Raw genomic sequence first — 20128 nt, 5'->3', positions numbered from 1 at the left:
AGGGCTCTATGGCATTATTATAATGTCATCACACCTGTAATGTTAAGATAAGTATAAAAATAAGTTAAAGCTGTTTAATGGAATAGTGAAGGCGGTTATTAGTCAATATTAAAACAATATTAACCAAAATTGAAATACTAAAAAACATATAGAAACGATATTCGCTATAGCATTAAGCTAACACACCTAATTAAATAAGTAATAGTGATAGAAGGAAAATCTAAATTATAAATCTATATGAAGTATTTCATTTACGCTCTGGTAACTTTTACGCTCTTATCTTGTAATAAAGAGCAGATTAAAAAAAGCACTTCGGGATCAAAAGATTCTGAAATTACCAAACCAAATACAGCTATAAACTCCAAGCTTTTTGAAGTGATTAATCTGGATTATCCGGGATTAGAAAAAGCAAAAGCACTTTACGAGGCTGATAAATATTATGATGCAGCAAAGGCTGTTTTAGAATATTACAGGATGAGAACCAATGTGGTTAATCCTAATATTTCATTGATAAACGTAACGGCAACAGAAGACGATAAACTTAAGGCAGATTACGCCTTAGATAACTACCGATTTTTTGTAAACAATTATTATGAAGATGCGGCGAAGAAAATGCCTTATTCTTTAAATAATGCTGGCAAAATAAACTGGGCTTTTGTGCCTAAAGGTGCCGATGACGAATATCAAAAGCAATTACACCGACATCAATGGTTTGTGCCACAAGCTAAAGTATACCGTACATCAAAAGACGAAAAGTATATCCAGTCATGGATTAGTGTATATAAAGATTGGTTAGCACAAAACCCGATGCCGGCAACAGGTACTAATAATACAACCTGGTGGCAGCTTCAGGTTGCCGAACGTGTGTCTGTTCAGACTCAATTGTTTGATTACTATAAAAACTCTATCAATTTTACTCCAGAGTGGTTCTCTGAATTTATGGTGCAGTTTGCAGCGCATGCAGATTTTCTGGTGAAATATCCTTATCCTGATGGTAATATCCTGATTTCGCAGGGAAGTTCACTGGCTTATGCAGGGGTGTTATTTCCTGAGTTTAAAAATGCGTCTGAATGGATGAATACAGGATTCCAGACCCTGAGTGCAGAGGTACAGAAACAGTTTTTGAGCGATGGAATGCACTTTGAGTTGGATCTGAGCTACCATATAGCAGCTATAGCAGATTTTTATGAAATTATGAAACTGGCTGATGCAAACAGACAAATTGTTGGCAGTATAGGGACAAACTTTAGTCAGTATCTGCATAAAGCAGCACAGGTGGTTATGCATTTTACCTATCCGCACTATTTTGTGGCATCATCATCTTCCTTATATCCTTATTATGTGCCAGGTTTTAACGATACCAGACAAAACTCCTGGACAAGATCTGTCTTGAATAAAAACTTTGTAAGGTATAACGAAATGTTTCCGGATGACAGTGAATTACTTTATATGTCTACATACGGGAAAAGAGGTACAGTGCCATCTTCAGCACCAAAAGCATTTAGTACATCTGGATATTATATGTTAAGGAACGGATGGGATAAAAATTCTACCATGATGGTGCTTAGTAATAATTATACTAATGATCCTATCAGTTCGTGGAGCCATAACCAACTGGACAATGGTACGTTTGAGCTTTACCATAAAGGCCGTAATTTCTTCCCTGATGCAGGCGTTTATGCTTACTACACTACAGGAGGAGATAACAGTGCCCGTAATTGGTATCGTCAGACCAAGGTACATAATACTATGACCTTGGGCGGAGCCAATATTACAACAGGGAAAGGAAAGTCTTTATTGGTGACTTCTAACGGACAAACGGATATTGTAGCGACAGAAAATCAGGCTTATAGCAATTTAAAACACCGTCGTTACGTGTTCTTTGTTAATAAAACATTTTTTGTTTTAGTGGATGAAGGTATTGGATCTGCAGCCGGAACGGTAAATCTGAATTTTAATTTGTGCGAAGGAACGGATAGCGAAGTGAATGTAACAACCGATAAAAATGGCGCATACACTAGTTTTACTGATAATAACAATATGGCAATCAGAACATTTTCTGATTTAGCGCTATCCACAACAGCATCTAGTAGTAAAGTATCATACGCATTAAATGTAGAGGCGGCTCGTAAAGCTTATTCTGTAAATATGACAAAAAGTGCCGGACAAACAGCGCGCTATATAACCGTATTGTATCCAAGTAATCAGGCTTCGGCAGTGCAAATGAATGCTGTGTTTACACAACCTTTCTCGGAAAATGGTGTGGCCTTAGAAGTAACTGTAGATGGCGTGAAATATAATCTTAATTGTAATCTGTAAATAATATTATTATGGAACCAATAAATATAAAACTCAAAATGAAAAGATCCCTTTCGTGGGTATTGGTCTTGTTGCTAATTACGGCGGGATGTAAGAAGACTGAAATTGTAGACGGGACAGAGTTTACGGTTTATTATACGGGAATGACCGATATAGGTCCGTCCATGAATGGAATTATTGCTGCCCCGTCTTATATTGGAGGGAAACCGGGCGACTTTGAAATTGTAAAAATTACATTAGATGGAGAAGATTATACGGGTAGTAGCAGCTTTGAAATCAACAAAGATAACGGAGGTATCAGCATTAAAGAAACTACAGGTATGCCTGTTGGTTTGTATAAATTAACTATCAGCTGTTATTCTAACGGATCCAGGTACGAATTTAAAGATGCCGTGTCTGTAAATATGATGCGACCTGTACCTGATGGTATACAGGTAGTACCTAATAAGCTGACAGCAAGTTATTCTGATGTTATTGATGCTAACAGTACTGTAGAACTACCAACAGCACAGGTAACCACAGATAAAAATCACGTATCTATCAGCAAATATGAGATAGCAAAAAGTGATTACTCTAAATACTTTGCAATTTCATCAACAGGGGTAATTTCTATAGTAAGAGGAGATGCCGGCTTATTACCAGGTAAATATGTGCTTTCTTTAAAGTTGACTACAGGTGCTTCGGGAGAAGATGAGGGGATTTTTGAAAATGCTGTTGAAATAGATATTACTTCTAAGCCATTGGGTTTAACTTACGATCCGGCTTTAGGTAAATTAGAAGAAGAGTCGGCTTTAAGCGGAAAAACCTCTTATACCAGCAAGGCTCCAACACTAAAGGGTTCTTTAGATAATGTACAGTACAGTATTAAAAGTATCAGTCCGGCCACTAATAAGATTACCATTAATGCGCAGACAGGTGTTATTTCTGTGGCAGAAAACCATGGGCTTACATCTGGACAGCAATATAAAATTAGTGTAAATGTAAAAAATGTATACGACCAGACAGGAGTAGATTTTGCCAATGTATTTGAACTGGATGTGGTAGAATTTATAGAACCGATACAGAGTTTTACTTACCAAAATAAGAATGCTACACAAGCAGTTGCTTTCTCTGTAAGTCCTGATGCCGCTTTCAAAGGAGACGAAGTGAATTTCGGTTTTGTAGATCTTCCTGCAGCATTGCAAGGAAAAATAACCCTGAATAATCAAGGCGTAATCAGCGCTGTAAAAGGAAATACCATTCCTATGGGGACTTATACCGTAAAAGTGAAAGCAAGCAATCCTAAAGGGGAAACAACAGCTTCGTTTACATTAACTGTAGCTGCAAACCCTAATTATTTTACGTATGTAAGATATGGCAATAACCTGAATCTTACGCCAGCTGAGAACTATGCGAATCAATTCCGTATAGCTGCGGGTACCGCTACATCAGGCTTTAAGAGCAAAGTTCCTGTTACAGATGCAGGTTCAGGTATTAGCTTAACTTATGAAATCAGAGGTATACAGCAATCAACTGGTACAACTATCGATGCCTCTACAGGTGTTATTACGATAGGAACTATCAATGCGGCAAACTGTGGTATATTTATGGTTACAGTTACTGCAGGTAAAGGTACACCTTCAGAATTTTCGGTTCAGACACCTGTCTTTTTCCATAATTCGGAGCCGGTAGCAGTACCTAATAGTACAGAAAAAGCATTGGTTGAGTATTCACCGTTTGTTTTTCAAGTCAATCCAAATTCGGGAGGAAGATCCGTAGCACCAACTATTACAGGTATTAGCAATATGTCCAAATTTTTTATGGACTATAGACGTAACTTCAATTATTATAATTTCTTTGGTAACCATGTGAGTGGGCAATTAACTAATCCACCATCGCCAGCAGATCTTTTTTTAGGTCTTCTGTGGGATAACTATGCTGCTGTAAAAGGTGTTAATCCAAATTATGGCTCTAAAGACCCGGTTTCCTATTATAGCAATGCAGATAATCTTAGTTTGCCTTTAGCATACGTTGCTCCGAATAACTATAGTGTAGTGGTTAATCCGAATAGATGGATTGCTGATGGTCAACCCGCAAATGGTGTAATGACTGGGCAAATCACATTTGCAAATGATAATGCGGCGAATAGCATAAATAATGGAGGTCAAATATTCCCAATTGTTTTATGGTTTGATACGAAATTTTAGAAAGGAACAGCAATGTATTATAATATGATAAATAACGCAGGAGTGTATAAACAGCTCATCATGTCCGTTTTGGCCTTGATGTGCTGTATCAATATTTATGCACAACAACAGGTAACCTTAAGAGGTAAGGTGCTGGACGATAAAGGGGCTCCGTTAAAAGGAGCTACTATCTCGGTTATTGGCAAAACCAGTAAAACATCAACAGGTGAGAATGGAACTTTCTCATTGAAGGTGCCACAGGGCGAAACTTTAATGGTTACCTATGTAGGTTTTATAGAACAAGCTATTCGTGTGGGAAGCCAAAATGATCTTATTCTGAGGATGCAACCCGAAACTGCATTTTTACAGGAAGTTGTGGTGGTGGGATATGGAACCGCTAAACGTGAAGATGTGACAGGTTCTGTATCATCTTTAAAGGGAAAAGATGTAGAAGGTTTTAAATCAGGTTCTGTTCTGGCGGCAATAGGCGGTAAAGTAGCGGGTGTACAGATTACGCAGTATGATGGCGAGCCGGGATCTGGATTTAATGTTAATATCCGCGGTATTGGTACTTTAACCGGAGATTCTTCTCCGCTTTATATCGTAGATGGTTTTGAGGTTAGTGATCTTAACTTTATTTCTAATGCAGATATAGAGTCTATGGAAGTACTAAAGGATGCATCAGCGTCAGCTATTTATGGAGCAAGGGCAGCTAATGGTGTCGTGTTGATTACCACTAAATCAGGTAAGATAGGCAAACCAAAAATAGCCTATTCAGTAGCAAGTACTAATCGTCAGATAGCGAATAAATTAGATGTACTAAGTCCTTACGAGTTCGTGAAATTACAGGCAGATGTAAACAGCGCTTATGCTGGTACTTATTACAAACCAGGGATGGATGATAATGGAAATCCTTACAAGTATCAATCAGCAGAAGATTATATAGGTGTTGGTGGTATAGATTGGCAAGATGAAACCTTTAGACCTACCTGGTCTAATGACCATAACCTAAGCGTAAGTGGAGGTGTAGAAAATACTAAATACAATTTCTCTTTAAATAAATATGACGAGAACGGAATTTTCAATAACAGCGGGTTTGGAAGAACTACTGCTAAAATGAGAATTAACCAAAAACTAATAAAGCAAATAACTGTTGATGCTGCCATTAATTATGGTAAAACAAATAGATCTGGTGTAGGTACAACGGCAGATAATGGACGTTTTAATATGTTGGCTCAAATTCTGAGTGCTCGTCCTACCGGTGGATTAAAGATAGATGACGAAACATTGTTGACCACAGCCATTGACCCCGAGATGTTAGAAGATGGAACAAGTTTGGCACAGGTAAACCCGGTAATGCAAACACAATCTGTAGTAAATAACAGGGGTTCGGAACAGTGGTCTACTAACCTCTCTGTTAACTGGGAAATTATGAAAGGTTTAACTTTCCGTTCGGCGGGGACTTATAATACCACGAATACACGTAATGACCTGTTTTACAAAAATGGTTCTAAAGAGGCGTATCGTAATGGACAAAAACCTTATGGACAAACACAGATGGGTAAAAACGTTAGATGGACTAATTACAATAACCTGACCTGGAAGAAAAAGATCGATAAGAAAAATCAATATGATATTATGTTAGGTCAGGAAACATCTTTCAGCAGTTCAGAATATTTGTTAGGTCAGGCCATGGATTTTCCGTTTGATAATTTAGGAAACGATAATTTGGGAGTGGGGGCTACACCAAGTAAAGTATCTACAGATTATTACGATAAAAAGCTTTTATCATTCTTTGCTAGGGCAAATTACAACTACGATAATAAATATTTGTTTACAGCAACGATGAGGGCTGATGGTTCGACCGTGTTTTCTGATAAAAACAAATGGGGATATTTCCCATCTTTTGCAGCAGCATGGCGTATTTCTCAGGAAGATTTTATTAAAGACATCAGAGCTATTTCTGATTTAAAACTTCGTTTAGGATGGGGTGTAGTTGGTAACGACCGTATACCAAACTACTTATCATTGGATTTGTACGATCCTGTTAAATATGGTATAGGTAATTCTATATATACCGTTTTAACGCCAAAACAATTAAGAAATGAAAACCTGAAATGGGAAGGTTCTTCTACTGTTAATATGGGAATTGATTGGGGTTTTTTGAATAATCGTTTAACCTTGGTTACAGATTTCTTTATTAAAGACACTAAAGATCTTTTGTTAGCGCAATCACTGGCGCAAGTTACTGGTTTCTCTTCTCAATATCAGAATATTGGAAAAATCAGAAATAAAGGTGTGGAGTTAAGCATTACAGGTAAACCTATTATCAAGAAAGATTTTTCGTGGGAAACTAACTTCAATATATCCTTTATTGATAATAAGCTGGTATCGTTACAATCAGGAGTTAATGCAATGTATTCACGTTCTGGTTTTGATAGCAATTTTACAGAATATGATTACGCAGCTATTGTTGGACAATCTTTGGGTTTGATATACGGTTACGAGTTTGATGGTATCTATCAACATAGTGATTTTAACACTACACCGGATGGGAAATTGGTGTTAAAGGACGGAGTAACCAATAATGCGCGTCTGACCAATCTGGCACCTGGTATGGTGAAATATAAAGATCAGGATGGAGATGGTGTAATTACCACCAAAGACCGTACGGTTATTGGAAATGCTATACCAAAATGGTATGGAGGTTTTACCAATACATTCAATTATAAAGGAATTGATTTAGGTGTGATGTTCCAATTTAACTATGGTAACGATGTTTATAATGCCACTCGTTTATATGCTACCCAATCTCGTTCGGGCAGACGTAATATGTTGTCAGAAGTAGCAGACAGATGGACACCTACCCATGCTTCTAATAAAGTACCATCTACAAATGGATATGTGACCAATGATGTTTACTCTCGTTTTGTTGAAGATGGTTCTTTCTTAAGATTAAAGAGCGTTTCGTTAGGTTATACCTTACCGGTTGATTGGTCTAAGAAAGCTTATATGTCGAGAGCAAGGGTGTTTGCATCTGCACAAAACCTGTTTACCATTTCGGGATATAGTGGTTATGATCCGGAGGTAAGTACTTCTGGTAATAATCCAATGACTCCGGGGCTGGACTGGGGAGCTTATCCTAGAAGCAAGGTGTTTACATTCGGATTAGAAGTTCAGTTTTAATTAAAAATCGAAGAAGAAATGAAAAAAGTTGTTTTTTATATACTGACATCGGCCATGTTCATGATGAATACTTCATGTTCTGATTACTTGGCTGAAGAATCTAGAACAAGTATAGACAAGAATAAGTACATGTTGAATGCTGCTGAAGCAGAAAATGTGTTGTTGGGTGTTTATCGTAATATGGTAGCTGATGAAGTTTACGGTTATAACCTGTCTATTTTGTTTACGCTGGGTACTGATATAGCCCAGGTAGAGGGTAGTACCAATGAGAATTTTCGTATTATACCTACCAACTCTTTCTCTCCCAATCAATCAGAAGTACAGGGAACATGGGCAACATTGTATAATTCTATCTACAATGCCAATGATTTTCTGGAGAGTTTAGAACAAAAAATGGTTGATTATTCCAGTAAAGATAAAGAGCTGGCTACGGTGTACATGGCAGAGGCAAGAGGCTTGCGCGCATTGTATTATTTTGAGTTGTTGCGTCGTTATGGCAATATTGCATTAATGACTAATACGGCTATGTCAAAACAACCACCTGCTACTTTTGTGCAGGAAGATCCGGTAAAAGTTTATGAGTTTATAGAGCAGGATTTGAAATTTGCCATAGATAATTTACCGTATGCTACAGATGATAAACTAAGGGTAAATAAAAGCTTTCGTTTATCAAAAGGTTCGGTGTTAGGTTTGTTGGCAAAGGTGTATGCTACATGGGCAGGCTATCCAGTGAAAGATGCATCTAAATGGGAGATGGCCGCCAAAACAGCTCAGATATTAATAGAATCTAACAAGCATGGTTTACTGGATAATTACGAGCAGTTATGGAAAAACTCAGGAGCCGGTATCTGGAATCCGACAGAAAGTTTAATAGAAGCTTCTTTCTATTATCCAACAGCTACAGGCGGTGCTTCTGATCCGGTGGGACGTATAGGAAAATGGAATGGAGTTAGAACAACAGCAATAGCAGGAGAGCGTGGTTCTAATGCTGCAAACGTAAAAGTAGTACATACTTTTGTGTTAGACTGGAGAGGCTATCCAGAAGATTTAAGGAGAGATATTTCGGTGGCAAACTACCAGTACAATCCCACCAAACAATTATGGGTAGGAACAGATGCTGCTGCAGCTGCCAATGATGCAGACCCTACAAAAGCTCAAAAAGCAAAGCAAAACTACACTCCTGGTAAATGGGATACAGAAAAATACGTTCCACAAAGTAATAAGTTAATCAATAACGATAAATCTAATGTTAACTGGTATGTTTTACGTTATGCAGATGTATTGTTGTTATATGCAGAAGCATTGAACGAATGGAAACAAGGACCTACAAATGATGCTTATACCGCCATTAATATGGTTCGCAGACGTGGGTACGGACTTCCTGTAAGTGCGGCAAGTAATTTAGCTGATGTGCCGACAGGTTTAGATGTTCAGGGTTTTAGAGACGCTGTTCGTAAAGAAAGGGCTTTTGAGTTAGCTTTTGAAGGCCATAGAAGGTTAGATTTAGTACGTTGGGGCGTTTATTACGAGACTGTTAAAGCTACAGCACAAAGATTAGGAATATGGTGGATTACTGCAGGTTCTCCAAATTATGCCGTAGCAACACCAGGTTATACCAAAAAGAATAAACATGAGCTTTTCCCTATTCCACAAAGGGAAATGGATATTATGCCACAGTTTGATCAGAACCAAGGTTGGTAAAATAAAAAAAGCCTGAGAAATTTCTCGGGCTTTTTTTATAACTAAATTCTATTCTATATAGACAAAATAGGTACAGCAATTATCAGTTTTTCTCAATACGGGTGAGTGTTTACTGTTCTATTAAACAGCAAAAGATTTTGTCTGAAAAAAATATTCTAAACTAGGTTTATATTTCAATCAAATTATTATATTTGCCTCGTAATTATTGAAAGACCTCTCTAAAAAGAGTCTTGATTTATAAAGAAGTGGCGAGAGACAGGCTCTATAACCCACTGGCAACCATCAAGAGATTGAACGGTGCTAATTCCTGTCCCCAATGGAGGGGAAAATATAAATAAGAGACATCATGAAAATCAAAAACATCACATTCTACACAGAATTAGATTGCCTTGTAACTATTAACAATACCTGCTGTTGTTGTAGTACCTGTATGCAGATGTACTAAAATCTAATTTTTATAAAAGTACAATTCTCCACATTTCTGTGGGGCTGTTGCTGCTAAATAAAATTCCGCAATTTTCAGGAGTTATTATCCATTCAATTATATTTTATTTATTAAAAAATGTCAGAATTCGTAAAACAATCATTAGGTAGCCTTATTCAGGAATTAAAAAAAGATGCAGATAAAGCACAAGTAAGTTTTGAAGCTACTTCAGTACTTGAAGAAGGTGTAAGTGTAAAGAGTACTGTAAGACAATTTGAGTTTAAGTTTGATGAGCCAGAGTTATTGGGAGGTAAAGATGCTGCGCCTAATCCGGTAGAATATGTACTAGCTTCTTTAGGTTCATGCCAGGCAATTGTATACAGAGCATTGGCTTCTTTAAAAGGTATACAATTAGATAGCGTAACGGTAAAAACTAAAGGAGATCTTAATTTACAAGGTTTTTTAGGTTTGGACAGTACGGTTCGTCCGGGCTATGAAAAAATAGAGTTTGAAACAATTATTGTATCGGATGAGAGTCCTGAGAAACTCGAAAGACTAGCTCAACAAGTAGATGCTATTTGCCCTGTTCTGGATATTATTTCTAACCCTGTAAAAGTGCAGGGAAAATTAACTATTCAAAGTAAACACGAATTGGTAGGTTAATACCTTCAAGAAAAAGGCGACTCCTATTGCAGGAGCCGCCTCATCTTAAAACCACTAAATCAAAAATCTGTATATCTGTCTTTAAGCTATTATTAGTTCAAAGCATTAATCATATTAATCAGCTGGCTTTTAGAAGTTGTTTTTATATCTTCAGTTCCTATAGCTATTGTTCCATTAGCAACAATAGTCGCTTTTTTGATAGCGTAAGCAACAGAACCATTGTTTTCAGACATAAATATTACGTGTAAGGTTAAGCCTACAGGGATAAAGCCATAATGCTCAGAGAAGAAATGATCTTGCATGTCGTAAGTGTCTAGTTGAGCCAGAACGTTAGGCTCGCCTTCATACGCTAAATATATACCAGCATTATCTTTATTGTAAGCTGAAGGTACGGTAACTTTTATCTGTGTTTTTGGACGCGCATCGCTGTAGAATCTATCCACATTTGTCCAGCCAAATTCATTATCCCATATAGCGTAGGTAGCTCTTTCAGTATTTATATTCATACCAGCTTCTTTTCCATGATTGCCACCTGTTTCGTCCCATACCAGGTTACCCTCCTGATCAATGGTTCCTCTCCACAATAGCATATCGGTATCTATTGCTCCGGTATTGTTTGCAGGTACAGATACGTTATAAGAACAACCAGGTTTTACTTCTTTATTACCTTGCATAATTTTTATATTGTATTGTCCGCCGGTAACTAAAGGAGACACATCACCATTGTTATTTCTACCCATTACCGGTTTATTGGCTAATACCATGCTGCCTCTGTCAAAAATTTCTATAAAAGAAATAGTTACGTTACCAGTTACAGGGTTGTTATTTTCATCAACCAGACAATTAGGGCTGATTTTTACTTCTACGCCTTTTGCGGAGGTGAAGTTAATTCCATCTTCTGCTTTGAAAACTTGGGTTTGTGTCATGTCTTCCAAGGTTTTTTTTCTGAGTTCCTGAAAACTGGCAGCAGAAGGGGCGGCCAGATCTATTTCAGGTCCTGATGAATTCTTTTTACAAGAAGTAGTGGCTAGCAAAGAAACACCGATCAATGCTGTCATTAATTTGGATGTGAAATTCGTTTTCATAGTATTAATCTTTTAAGTTTTTACAATGATTTATTACTATATAAAACCAATTAAATAATTGTTACCCCATGACATGAATTTTTTATCAGCGGGTTATAAATTCCTTTTTTAAACAAAATGGTTTTTAAACTGCATCACCAGTTCTTGTTCTCCGGTATCCTGGTCTGTTTTTTCTTCTATAATAGTGAATCCCTGTTTTTTGTAAAAAGCAATTGCGCCTGAATTTTTAGCAAATACACCTAGTTCTAAAATAGGGAAGTGTTCTTTAATGAAAGAAATTAGTTGTTTTCCAATACCTTTACTTCGTTGTTGTTGCTCAATAAAAATAGCTGCAATATAATTATCAACCATAGATATAAAACCAATAACTTCATTGTTTTCTTCATAAACAAAAGTTTGACTGTTAGGTAGGTATACATCTTTCATGTCTTTTATTTTGCTGTGCCAATATTCGGCTGCTACAAAATCATGGGCAAGCAGAGAAGTATTTAACCAAATATTTAATACTGCGGTCTCATCTCGTTTTTCTAAATTTCTAATTTTCATGATATATCCTTTTAAATACGAATGATACAAAATTAAGGGAGCCAATGTCTAAAGCACTTAACTTAAGCTAAGAAATAAAATAGATCAGAAAATTTATAGATGTTATAATAAAAGGATTCATTTCATGATAGGAACACCTTCTAATTTGTTTGCAGATTTAAAGTTATATTATATATTTGCCACTCGGTTAATCAAACAGTTCGGGATGTAGCGTAGCCCGGTATCGCGCCAGCATGGGGTGCTGGAGGTCGTCGGTTCAAATCCGGCCATCCCGACTAAGAAAAAGCCTTTAACAAAGTGTTAAGGGCTTTTTTGTTTTTGGTGAGAAATGGAAGATAGGTGGATTTTTCGGGGTTTTTGGTGAAATGTTTACACCATTTGTTTACACCAAAAATAATCCCAAAAGTGCTTTTACTGTCATAACAGCGCAGTTATGGTAACATTATCAATTGTTTTAAATACCACAAAAAAAACAGTTAAGGAAGAATATCCAGTTTGTTTGAGAATTACCTATGAAAGGAAAAGTAAATACGTTGCAGTAAATACAATCATTAAACATTCTTTTTACAAATTTAAATGCAAGAAAAGTGAATGGAAATCAGCAACTATAGAAGATGGTGGATTTGGAAGGTTTGCTAAATCAAAAGAAGATTTTGATATTTTAAATGACTTGTTATTAGATGCTTTAAATAGGGCTAAAAAACTTGCTAAGGACTACCAACGAAAGGATATCGACTTTACTTTTGATATGTTTATAAATGAACTGACAGAGAATAAGAATGATAAGAAAATAAAAATCAATTTGCTCTCTGCATTCTATACAAAAGTTATTGATGATCTGGAGCAGCAGAATAAGATTGGACTGGCAACCATTTTTGAAGATACACGAAATCAATTACTAAAATTTAAGCCAAATGCTAAAATAGTAGATGTAAATCTTAAATTTTTAGAAACCTTTGAAAACTATCTCCGATATGAGAGAAAGAATAAAGATACCACCATTAGTGTTAAGATTAGGAATCTCCAAAGACTGCTCAATATTGCTATTGAAGAAGGTTTGTTTAAGCGAGATAATTACCCTTTTGGAGAGAAAAAATATTCTGTAAATAGAAGGCTTAATCACAAGACAAAGAAACGTTCAGTACCTATAAACGTGATATCAAAAATAAAGAATTTGGAGTTGGAAAAAGGTTCTGCTTTAGATTTGGCAAGAGATATCTTTATGTTCAGTTTCTATACAAGAGGAATGAATTTTATAGATATTATTGGACTTACAAAAAACAGCATTATCGATAATGAAATCTATTATATAAGAAGTAAGACTAAACAACCTTTTTATATTCCCATAAACGAATATATCAGTGCAATTATAAAAAAGTACGGCGTTAACGGAGATTATCTATTTCCAATATATAATGATAAAATACATGTTACCCTAAAGCAAAAATATACGAGAAAGAAAACAGCATTAAAAAAGGTTAATGCCGATTTGAAAGAAATAGCTAAATTAATAGGGGAGCCAAATATAAACTTAACAACCTATGTAAGTCGACATAGTTATGCTACAAATTTGAAACATGCAGGTGTTGCTACTAGCTATATAAGCGAAGCCTTAGGTCATCAAACAGAAGAACAGACCCGAACTTACCTGGATGAATTTGAAAAAGGAGTTATTAGTGAGTTTGAGAAGAAAATATTTGATATATGATAATAACCAATTAGCAGGGTGTTTATACATCCTGCTTTTTTTATATTGATTAAGGTAAAATCAACCTAAGAAAAATTAGCCAATAAAATATAGGTATATATACCCCTGAAAATCATTGTCTATTCAAGTTTCCTTTTTTATATAGAAAATTGAGTAAGAGAAAATCCCTAGCTAGTAAAAATGGTAAAAACCGAATAAAAGGACATGAAATTATTGGTCATCGATTTAAGATAAATTAGGGTCCGTTGTTTGGGACAGTTTTTTTATTTTTATAAGCCGCTATAAATTTACTGTCCCAGCATTCTTGAAATTTTATTTTTTTGAAAAAGTGTCCCACTGTAAGACATAAAAATATTTTTTTTATTTTTTTAAAATTTCCAATCATTATTTTGCTATCCCCCTATATATTGCACACGGAACGTATAATCCTAATCATACCCTTACCCTTGTTTTGGGGAAATGAATAATATATCGGGCAGCAGAACGCAGGAGAAAGAACCCGGATCCATGAAAAATATTATTTCCCCAAAACATTGTCATTTATCATCTACTCTTTAGATGCACCCCAAAAATCTTTATTCCAAATGATTGGGTTTAGGGTAAAATATATTTTAGGACACTAAATATTTATCTTTTGGCCCTTAAAATTCACTGTCTTTTTTTTCTGATAACTATTTATTGCAAATTCTTTATAAAGCCTTGGTCTGTTCGATCGGGGCTTTTCTCATTTCATAACTTTCTTAAACTTTTCAACCATGATTTTCTTTGAATTCTATCAACTTATTGTTCCCAAGCAGATACTCGAGACTAAATATCCGGGAGGATTGGAACATTTCATAAAAGATATTCCTAACGGGACCTATACTGAAGATGCCAGACTGGCCAGTGCAAGGTTTTTGAAACTGGAGGAGATCAATGCTTTTGTTGACCTATTGGCAGGCAAAGGTCTGCATTTCCATAGACCGGAATTCTATTCCAATGATTTTACGGTATTTACCGCTACAGGGGCATGGTGGAAAGCGGATTGGCTGAATGCCAATGCCATGATATGCTTTCTTAAAGAATGCTAAGTTTTTTTAGCTAATATTACATAAAACTCTTTATTTTGCAGTTTAATTTATTGAATGACGAAACAGACATAATATAATAACTACATATTATTAAGATATAAGCGTTAGCTAAAGTTCTTGTAAGAAGAAACCTGAGAAATTTCAAAAACGTAAACAAGGACAGTTAGAATAACGTCTCATGCAATAAGCGTGGGGCGTAATCTATCTGTTGCGTTGGGTTTTCTCAGGACCTCTTCTTCAGATCTAAGGTTACAGTCCTGCGCTTATTGTATTTATAAACCACTGGTGACGGGCCTGCATCAGTATTAAAAACAAATAGATTTATTAATGAAAAAGATTTTAATGTTGGCATTTACTGCTACGATGATGCTTGTTGCTTGCAAAAAAGACAAGGGTGGTGATGAACCTGAAACTATTCCTACTTGTGCTACTGTTAAAACCGTGGAAAGACTTGGAAATTCGGTTTACAACAACACTAATGCTATTAAATTTGATAGCCAGGGGAGAATAAAAGAAGAGAACGATACATTTGAAAGTTTTTTATATGAGTACCAGTCTGATAAAATAACCGTTACCTACAGCTATCCAGGCAATGAGTATTTAAGTACTCTAACACTTGACAATAAAGGAAGAGTAACTAAAATTGATAATCGCTACGGAACATTTGAATATGAATACAACAGCGATGGATATCTTATTAAAGAAACATCTACTGAAGCTGGCTCAGCTACAACATCATTCACTTGGGAGTCTGGTAATCTTGTGAAAATTGTCAAGACCAATAATGGCACTTCTTACACTACAAACATTACTTATAGTAATGATGTAATTACCGACAAGCTAATTGCAGCAAATGTTTATGATAATATTTATGGTTTTGATACATTTAGACTGTATCAATACTTTGGTAAACATCCTAAGAATGCTCCTATTCTAGAGCAGAATAACAACACTAATTCAGGATACACAGCTAATTATTCTTATACAAAGGATAACAACGGAAAAATTAATGCTTTTAACATCGAAAGTATTTCTACAAATAACCCATACGAATGGGGTGTATCTGTTGATTACAACTGTAAATAAACATCCAATTACAACAACATAGAAGAAGCCACAGCAATGTGGCTTTTTTATTGAGCATCGATTTCAATCCTGATATCTTACCTCACCCACTTTTTGTCTGCTTACGATGGGATAAGGTAAGAATCAGTCTTTCGGTTAGGAAGAGGGCATGGTAATCCCTACAGATTAAAAGGTGGTACTTTCAGTTTGGGTTCGGTGTCAATCGGTTCAGCCATTGCAAACATGATAGGTAAAAAGGCATTCCGCAACGACTAAGAACGCATATAGGTTGCCAAATCCGGTTTCGTTGATCAGTCTTACAGACAAATCAACTCCACTGTTCACTATCGTTCAGGATTTGTCATCCTATCTGCAATGTTCAAACGAGTTGCTCCATGGAAGCTCTCCTTAGAATTATTGATATTCACTCCGTTCATTCTCTAATAATTCTAACCGCTTCCCACTTTTCAGCTCGCCTGCGTCTTCGAGAAAGCTGCGTGTCCGTCATGGTTATTGTAATCCTTACGCTCATTCCCCTTTAAACAATAACACACGCCAGACACTTGTGTTAAAACATATTTTGTCGTCGTTCTTTGAACTTTCCCGACAAAGACTTTCTCTCTTCTCGCAAGCGGCGAGCAGGGGCAGTGCCTAAGATTTAAGTTTAGTGGTAATGTTCTATTGATATCATACAGGAGGCACTAACTCAAGATAACAGATTTAACGAATGTGTTAATTCATGAAACCAACTAAAGCGGTCTAACTTTTTAAGTCAATAACTCTATAGCTCATCTTTCAGATGCTTTACTTCAAAGGTTTCAACTCGTATACGTCTCGTCATTTGCTCAGAACTGAAAATAGAGATGGAATTACTTGAAATAAATAATAATATTTTTAATTTGTTGTAAAATTCACATATTCGAATGACAGTAATAATAATTATACATATACAACCAAGTTATGGAGGTGATTCGATTACACAGTAGTCTAAAGTTTTAAATATCATGGTATCTAATAATAAAAATATTATACAATATATTTCTTTAACGGCAGTGATTGCACTATTTATCGCTATGTATCTATATATTGAGAATGAAAGAAAGATGAAAAAAATTTTAGAACTTGAGGAGGATAAATTAAAACTAATTTTAGATTCCCTTAAACAAAACCCAAATTTAAGTTTAGAGGTAAAAAAGCAACTTGAAAAACTAATCACTGAGTTCGAGAATATAGATATTAAGGTTTCTAATGAATTAGCACAAGCACTTCAGTTATTCCAAATAGGTCAAACTGAAAATGCAATTGAAGATTTAGTCAAAATTATTGAACATTTGTTAAGAACTCATTATCAAAATAGCCCTGAATATAAAAAATGGCTTAAAGAAAACAAGAAAAAATATGACCTACATAATTTGCTTACATTTTGTAAGACTGACAAGAAAATAGATGATATAGAATATCAATTTTATATAGCTATAAAAACTATCAGAAACAAAGAAGACCATACACTAGATTTAAAATTAGATGATTATATAAATGCATCTGGACTTATTGCCGCAATTGGAGGTGTTTTTAAAATTGCATCTATAGTTTATCCTAAAAAACAATTAGTTGAGTTGCTTAATTAAAAGAAATAATAAGAACTTATCTATGCTCGGAGCTGCTGTTGAGATTTAGCTAAAAATAAATTATATCAAAACAAATTGAAAGCAGGATATCTTATGATCATACAAAAATGAGTATTTATAAAATATGGTTATTTTTAAAATTTGGTAATAGGACAAATATTAAAAAGCTCTATGAAAATGGAACTATTTATATGAATCCTATCCAATATTTCAGAAAAGAAGAAGACGGCGAATTAAGAGGTGATTCTTATGAGGGCGCAATTAGAATCCATAACTATTTACCAGGACCTTTGAATATTCCAGAAATTGGATTTAAAGGAAATCACTTAGGTGTTCATTTAAAACATTCTAATGAGGAGGTCTTTGGGAATATCTATAGTTTATATTGTGTTTCTTCACATGGTTGGAAGCATCCTTCAGCATTTAACATAGATGAAAAAGTAAAAAATTTTGGTTCACATTGCTTAATGATTAAGAAACCAAAGATTTTTATTTCAAAAATGGAAAACCACTTCAAAAAGAACAAAATGAAATTTAATCATAATTTCATTAGCTATTACGATAAAACTAAAATAAATAGAGAAATAACACTTTTTGAAAAATCTTTAGAGTTTGAATATCAAAAAGAATTTAGGTTTTATTTAGAACGTGATTCTATTGACCCTTTTGTTTTTAACATACAAGGTTTGAGAGATATTTCAGAGATTTATACTACTTCTGATATTTTAGAAGGATTAAAATTAGAAATTAAAAAAAAATGGTAATAAAGAGTAAGCTCAAGAAGGGAGATGTGGTTTACGCGAAAGGGAAAGAAAATATAAAATCACATTTGCATAAATAAAAGAGAAGCTGAGGTACTCGGACACTTTACAATTTGGACAATAAACCCAAAATGGAATAAATAATTATTATGATTAGAAACCATCAATTTTATGAAGCTTATTTAAATAACCATTTTAAGATTAAATCTAGAACTGCAAAGTATTTTCTAAATATGGGAAATGAGCAATTAAGAAGAGCTTTAGTTTTGATGGATATTCCGACAAATGAAATTGAATTCCTTAAAACAGTTAAGATTGATTTAGTACAATCTTTTTATCAATCTATAGAAACTTTATTTGGATTTATACATAGCCTAGAGAATATTGAAGCACAACTTGATTTACCAAATTATTTAATAAAAATCGAGATTGGAGAGTTACATAAATTTATAAAATCATTCGAAGATTTTAATTTTGCATTAGAGTATTTAAATAAAGATTTACATACACCTAATAATGTAATTCCTAAGTTTCAATATCTATTTTATTTTGCGTCATTAGTAATCAGTGACTTTCCTAAGGAATATATGGAAAAAATTAAATCTGAAAGTAATATAAACGGCATTGCCCTAGTCCTTTCAGAAATAGCAAAAGAATTTAATAAAGAAGCTCATAACTCAATTAAGCATGGCTTACGTTGTCTTATAGTAAGTAAACTTAATATGCATTTTGATTTTCCAAAAGAATTAGAAGATATTAAAATGCCTAATAATTGGAAATCAGAAGATGATACTCTTCTTTACTATTCAAGAGAGAAAGGTCAAAATAAAGCTGTAATTGTTCTAGTCCCTTTTTGTGTTGAAAAGATAATTTATTTGGAAGAGGAACTTTCTAAGTTGCTTAATAGTTTGATTGATAATAGAAATATAGTTTTAAATAAAAAGGAAGATCTAGAGTTTTATTTTTTTAGTTCTAACAATCTTTCAAACAATTCATTTCTTACCTCTTCTAATTTTAAATCTATTAGAATAAGTGATTCAAAGTAATTTAATAGATTAAGGTTTTAAATCTTTAAATAATAGCCATAATTTTAGTGATCTTAACATAGAAGTGACATCATCAATCATTCCATCTAATTTAAGCTTGTGGTCTGAACACGTTTAAAGAAATTCCGGCATAAACGCTCCTGTGGCATTTACGCTCAAACCTATTTATTCCGTTGCTTCTTTACTTAGTTCAGCCCAAAGCTGATACAGATTCCATAATTAATTCTTTAATATTTTAATCATTTCAAATTATGGAACAAGAAAATGCCTTATTAGAGGTAAGCGAGATTCAATTGGTTTATAGACCTAAAGTAAAAGCATCGGAAAGGATACGTGTTAATGACGCAAAAGAAGCCTATGGAGTATTGATGAAATCCTGGGACATGGATAGCATAGAGATTATAGAACAGTTCAAGATGATCCTGTTAAATACAGGTAATAGGGTTTTGGGAATAAGCCATCTCTCTACAGGAGGAAGAACGGGAACACTGGTTGATTTAAAGGTTGTATTTGGTATTGCATTGAAAGCTGGAGCTTGTTCATTGATATTGGCTCATAATCATCCCAGTGGTAACTTAACGCCCAGTGAACCGGACAAACGGTTAACGGAACAGATTGTAAGAGGTGGGAAATATTTAGGCATTGCTATACTGGATTGTAATCTTACCCTAGCTAGCTACACCCAAAACTAAAGAATTCCAATCAGAATTGCTATTGCTATCCTGTTGGAATGTGGGAAACTCAGAGAGTTTTCCATATTT

General features: G+C 34.8%; 14 protein-coding genes, 1 tRNA gene and 1 riboswitch. Of the genes, 13 read left to right on the top strand and 2 right to left on the bottom strand.

Annotated elements, in window-relative coordinates; genetic code table 11:
• Window positions 1-237 precede the first annotated feature (237 nt).
• From hepC to ACFSAH_RS07375, 5 genes are all read left to right on the top strand, one after another.
• Window positions 238-2319, top strand: a complete 2082-nt coding sequence (hepC, locus tag ACFSAH_RS07395; protein ID WP_379662074.1) for a heparin-sulfate lyase HepC — start codon at window positions 238-240, stop codon at window positions 2317-2319.
• A gap of 38 nt (window positions 2320-2357) precedes the next feature.
• Complete coding sequence (locus ACFSAH_RS07390; protein ID WP_379662073.1) at window positions 2358-4505, top strand: surface glycan-binding family protein; 2148 nt, start codon at window positions 2358-2360, stop codon at window positions 4503-4505.
• A gap of 24 nt (window positions 4506-4529) precedes the next feature.
• Window positions 4530-7670, top strand: a complete 3141-nt coding sequence (locus ACFSAH_RS07385; RefSeq protein WP_379662072.1) for a SusC/RagA family TonB-linked outer membrane protein — start codon at window positions 4530-4532, stop codon at window positions 7668-7670.
• Between the two features lie 18 nt (window positions 7671-7688).
• The gene (locus ACFSAH_RS07380) at window positions 7689-9371 is read left to right on the top strand and encodes a RagB/SusD family nutrient uptake outer membrane protein (RefSeq protein ID WP_379662071.1); all 1683 of its coding nucleotides are present in this window, start codon (window positions 7689-7691) and stop codon (window positions 9369-9371) included.
• A gap of 232 nt (window positions 9372-9603) precedes the next feature.
• Window positions 9604-9708: riboswitch (SAM riboswitch) on the top strand.
• A 225-nt stretch (window positions 9709-9933) separates the two neighbouring features.
• Entirely contained in the window at window positions 9934-10458 is a 525-nt protein-coding gene (locus ACFSAH_RS07375; RefSeq protein WP_379662070.1) for an OsmC family protein, read from the top strand.
• 92 nt (window positions 10459-10550) lie between these two features.
• Here the strand turns inward: ACFSAH_RS07375 and ACFSAH_RS07370 are convergent, their stop codons facing one another.
• Both ACFSAH_RS07370 and ACFSAH_RS07365 read right to left on the bottom strand, forming a co-directional pair.
• Window positions 10551-11543 carry a hypothetical protein gene (locus ACFSAH_RS07370; RefSeq protein ID WP_379662069.1) on the bottom strand — a complete coding sequence of 331 codons (993 nt, stop codon included), beginning with the start codon at window positions 11541-11543 and terminating at the stop codon, window positions 10551-10553.
• Window positions 11544-11651: 108 nt separating this feature from the next.
• A complete protein-coding gene (locus ACFSAH_RS07365; protein WP_379662068.1) occupies window positions 11652-12089 on the bottom strand; it encodes an N-acetyltransferase in 438 nt (145 codons plus the stop codon).
• Between the two features lie 201 nt (window positions 12090-12290).
• Here ACFSAH_RS07365 and ACFSAH_RS07360 point away from each other — a divergent pair.
• The 8 genes from ACFSAH_RS07360 (at window position 12291) to ACFSAH_RS07325 (ending at window position 20059) form a co-directional block, all read left to right on the top strand.
• A tRNA-Pro gene (locus ACFSAH_RS07360) sits at window positions 12291-12364 on the top strand.
• A gap of 158 nt (window positions 12365-12522) precedes the next feature.
• Window positions 12523-13797 (top strand): site-specific integrase, encoded by a 1275-nt coding sequence (locus tag ACFSAH_RS07355; protein ID WP_379662067.1) that lies wholly within the window; start codon window positions 12523-12525, stop codon window positions 13795-13797.
• Window positions 13798-14552: 755 nt separating this feature from the next.
• Window positions 14553-14867, top strand: coding sequence for a hypothetical protein (locus ACFSAH_RS07350; RefSeq protein ID WP_379662066.1), 315 nt, complete (start codon window positions 14553-14555; stop codon window positions 14865-14867).
• 327 nt (window positions 14868-15194) lie between these two features.
• On the top strand, window positions 15195-15953 hold the full coding sequence (locus tag ACFSAH_RS07345; RefSeq protein WP_379662065.1) for a hypothetical protein: 759 nt from the start codon (window positions 15195-15197) through the stop codon (window positions 15951-15953).
• A 983-nt stretch (window positions 15954-16936) separates the two neighbouring features.
• On the top strand, window positions 16937-17560 hold the full coding sequence (locus ACFSAH_RS07340; protein ID WP_379662064.1) for a hypothetical protein: 624 nt from the start codon (window positions 16937-16939) through the stop codon (window positions 17558-17560).
• A gap of 107 nt (window positions 17561-17667) precedes the next feature.
• The gene (locus tag ACFSAH_RS07335; protein WP_379662063.1) at window positions 17668-18324 is read left to right on the top strand and encodes a hypothetical protein; all 657 of its coding nucleotides are present in this window, start codon (window positions 17668-17670) and stop codon (window positions 18322-18324) included.
• 146 nt (window positions 18325-18470) lie between these two features.
• On the top strand, window positions 18471-19367 hold the full coding sequence (locus ACFSAH_RS07330) for a hypothetical protein (RefSeq protein WP_379662062.1): 897 nt from the start codon (window positions 18471-18473) through the stop codon (window positions 19365-19367).
• A 251-nt stretch (window positions 19368-19618) separates the two neighbouring features.
• On the top strand, window positions 19619-20059 hold the full coding sequence (locus ACFSAH_RS07325; RefSeq protein ID WP_379662061.1) for a JAB domain-containing protein: 441 nt from the start codon (window positions 19619-19621) through the stop codon (window positions 20057-20059).
• The last annotated feature ends 69 nt before the right edge of the window (window positions 20060-20128 follow it).

Origin of the sequence: Pseudopedobacter beijingensis, from assembly GCF_042678145.1 — a bacterium.
In the GTDB taxonomy this organism is placed as follows: Bacteria; Bacteroidota; Bacteroidia; order Sphingobacteriales; family Sphingobacteriaceae; genus Pseudopedobacter; species Pseudopedobacter beijingensis.
This window is presented reverse-complemented; position numbering and strand designations above follow the sequence as displayed.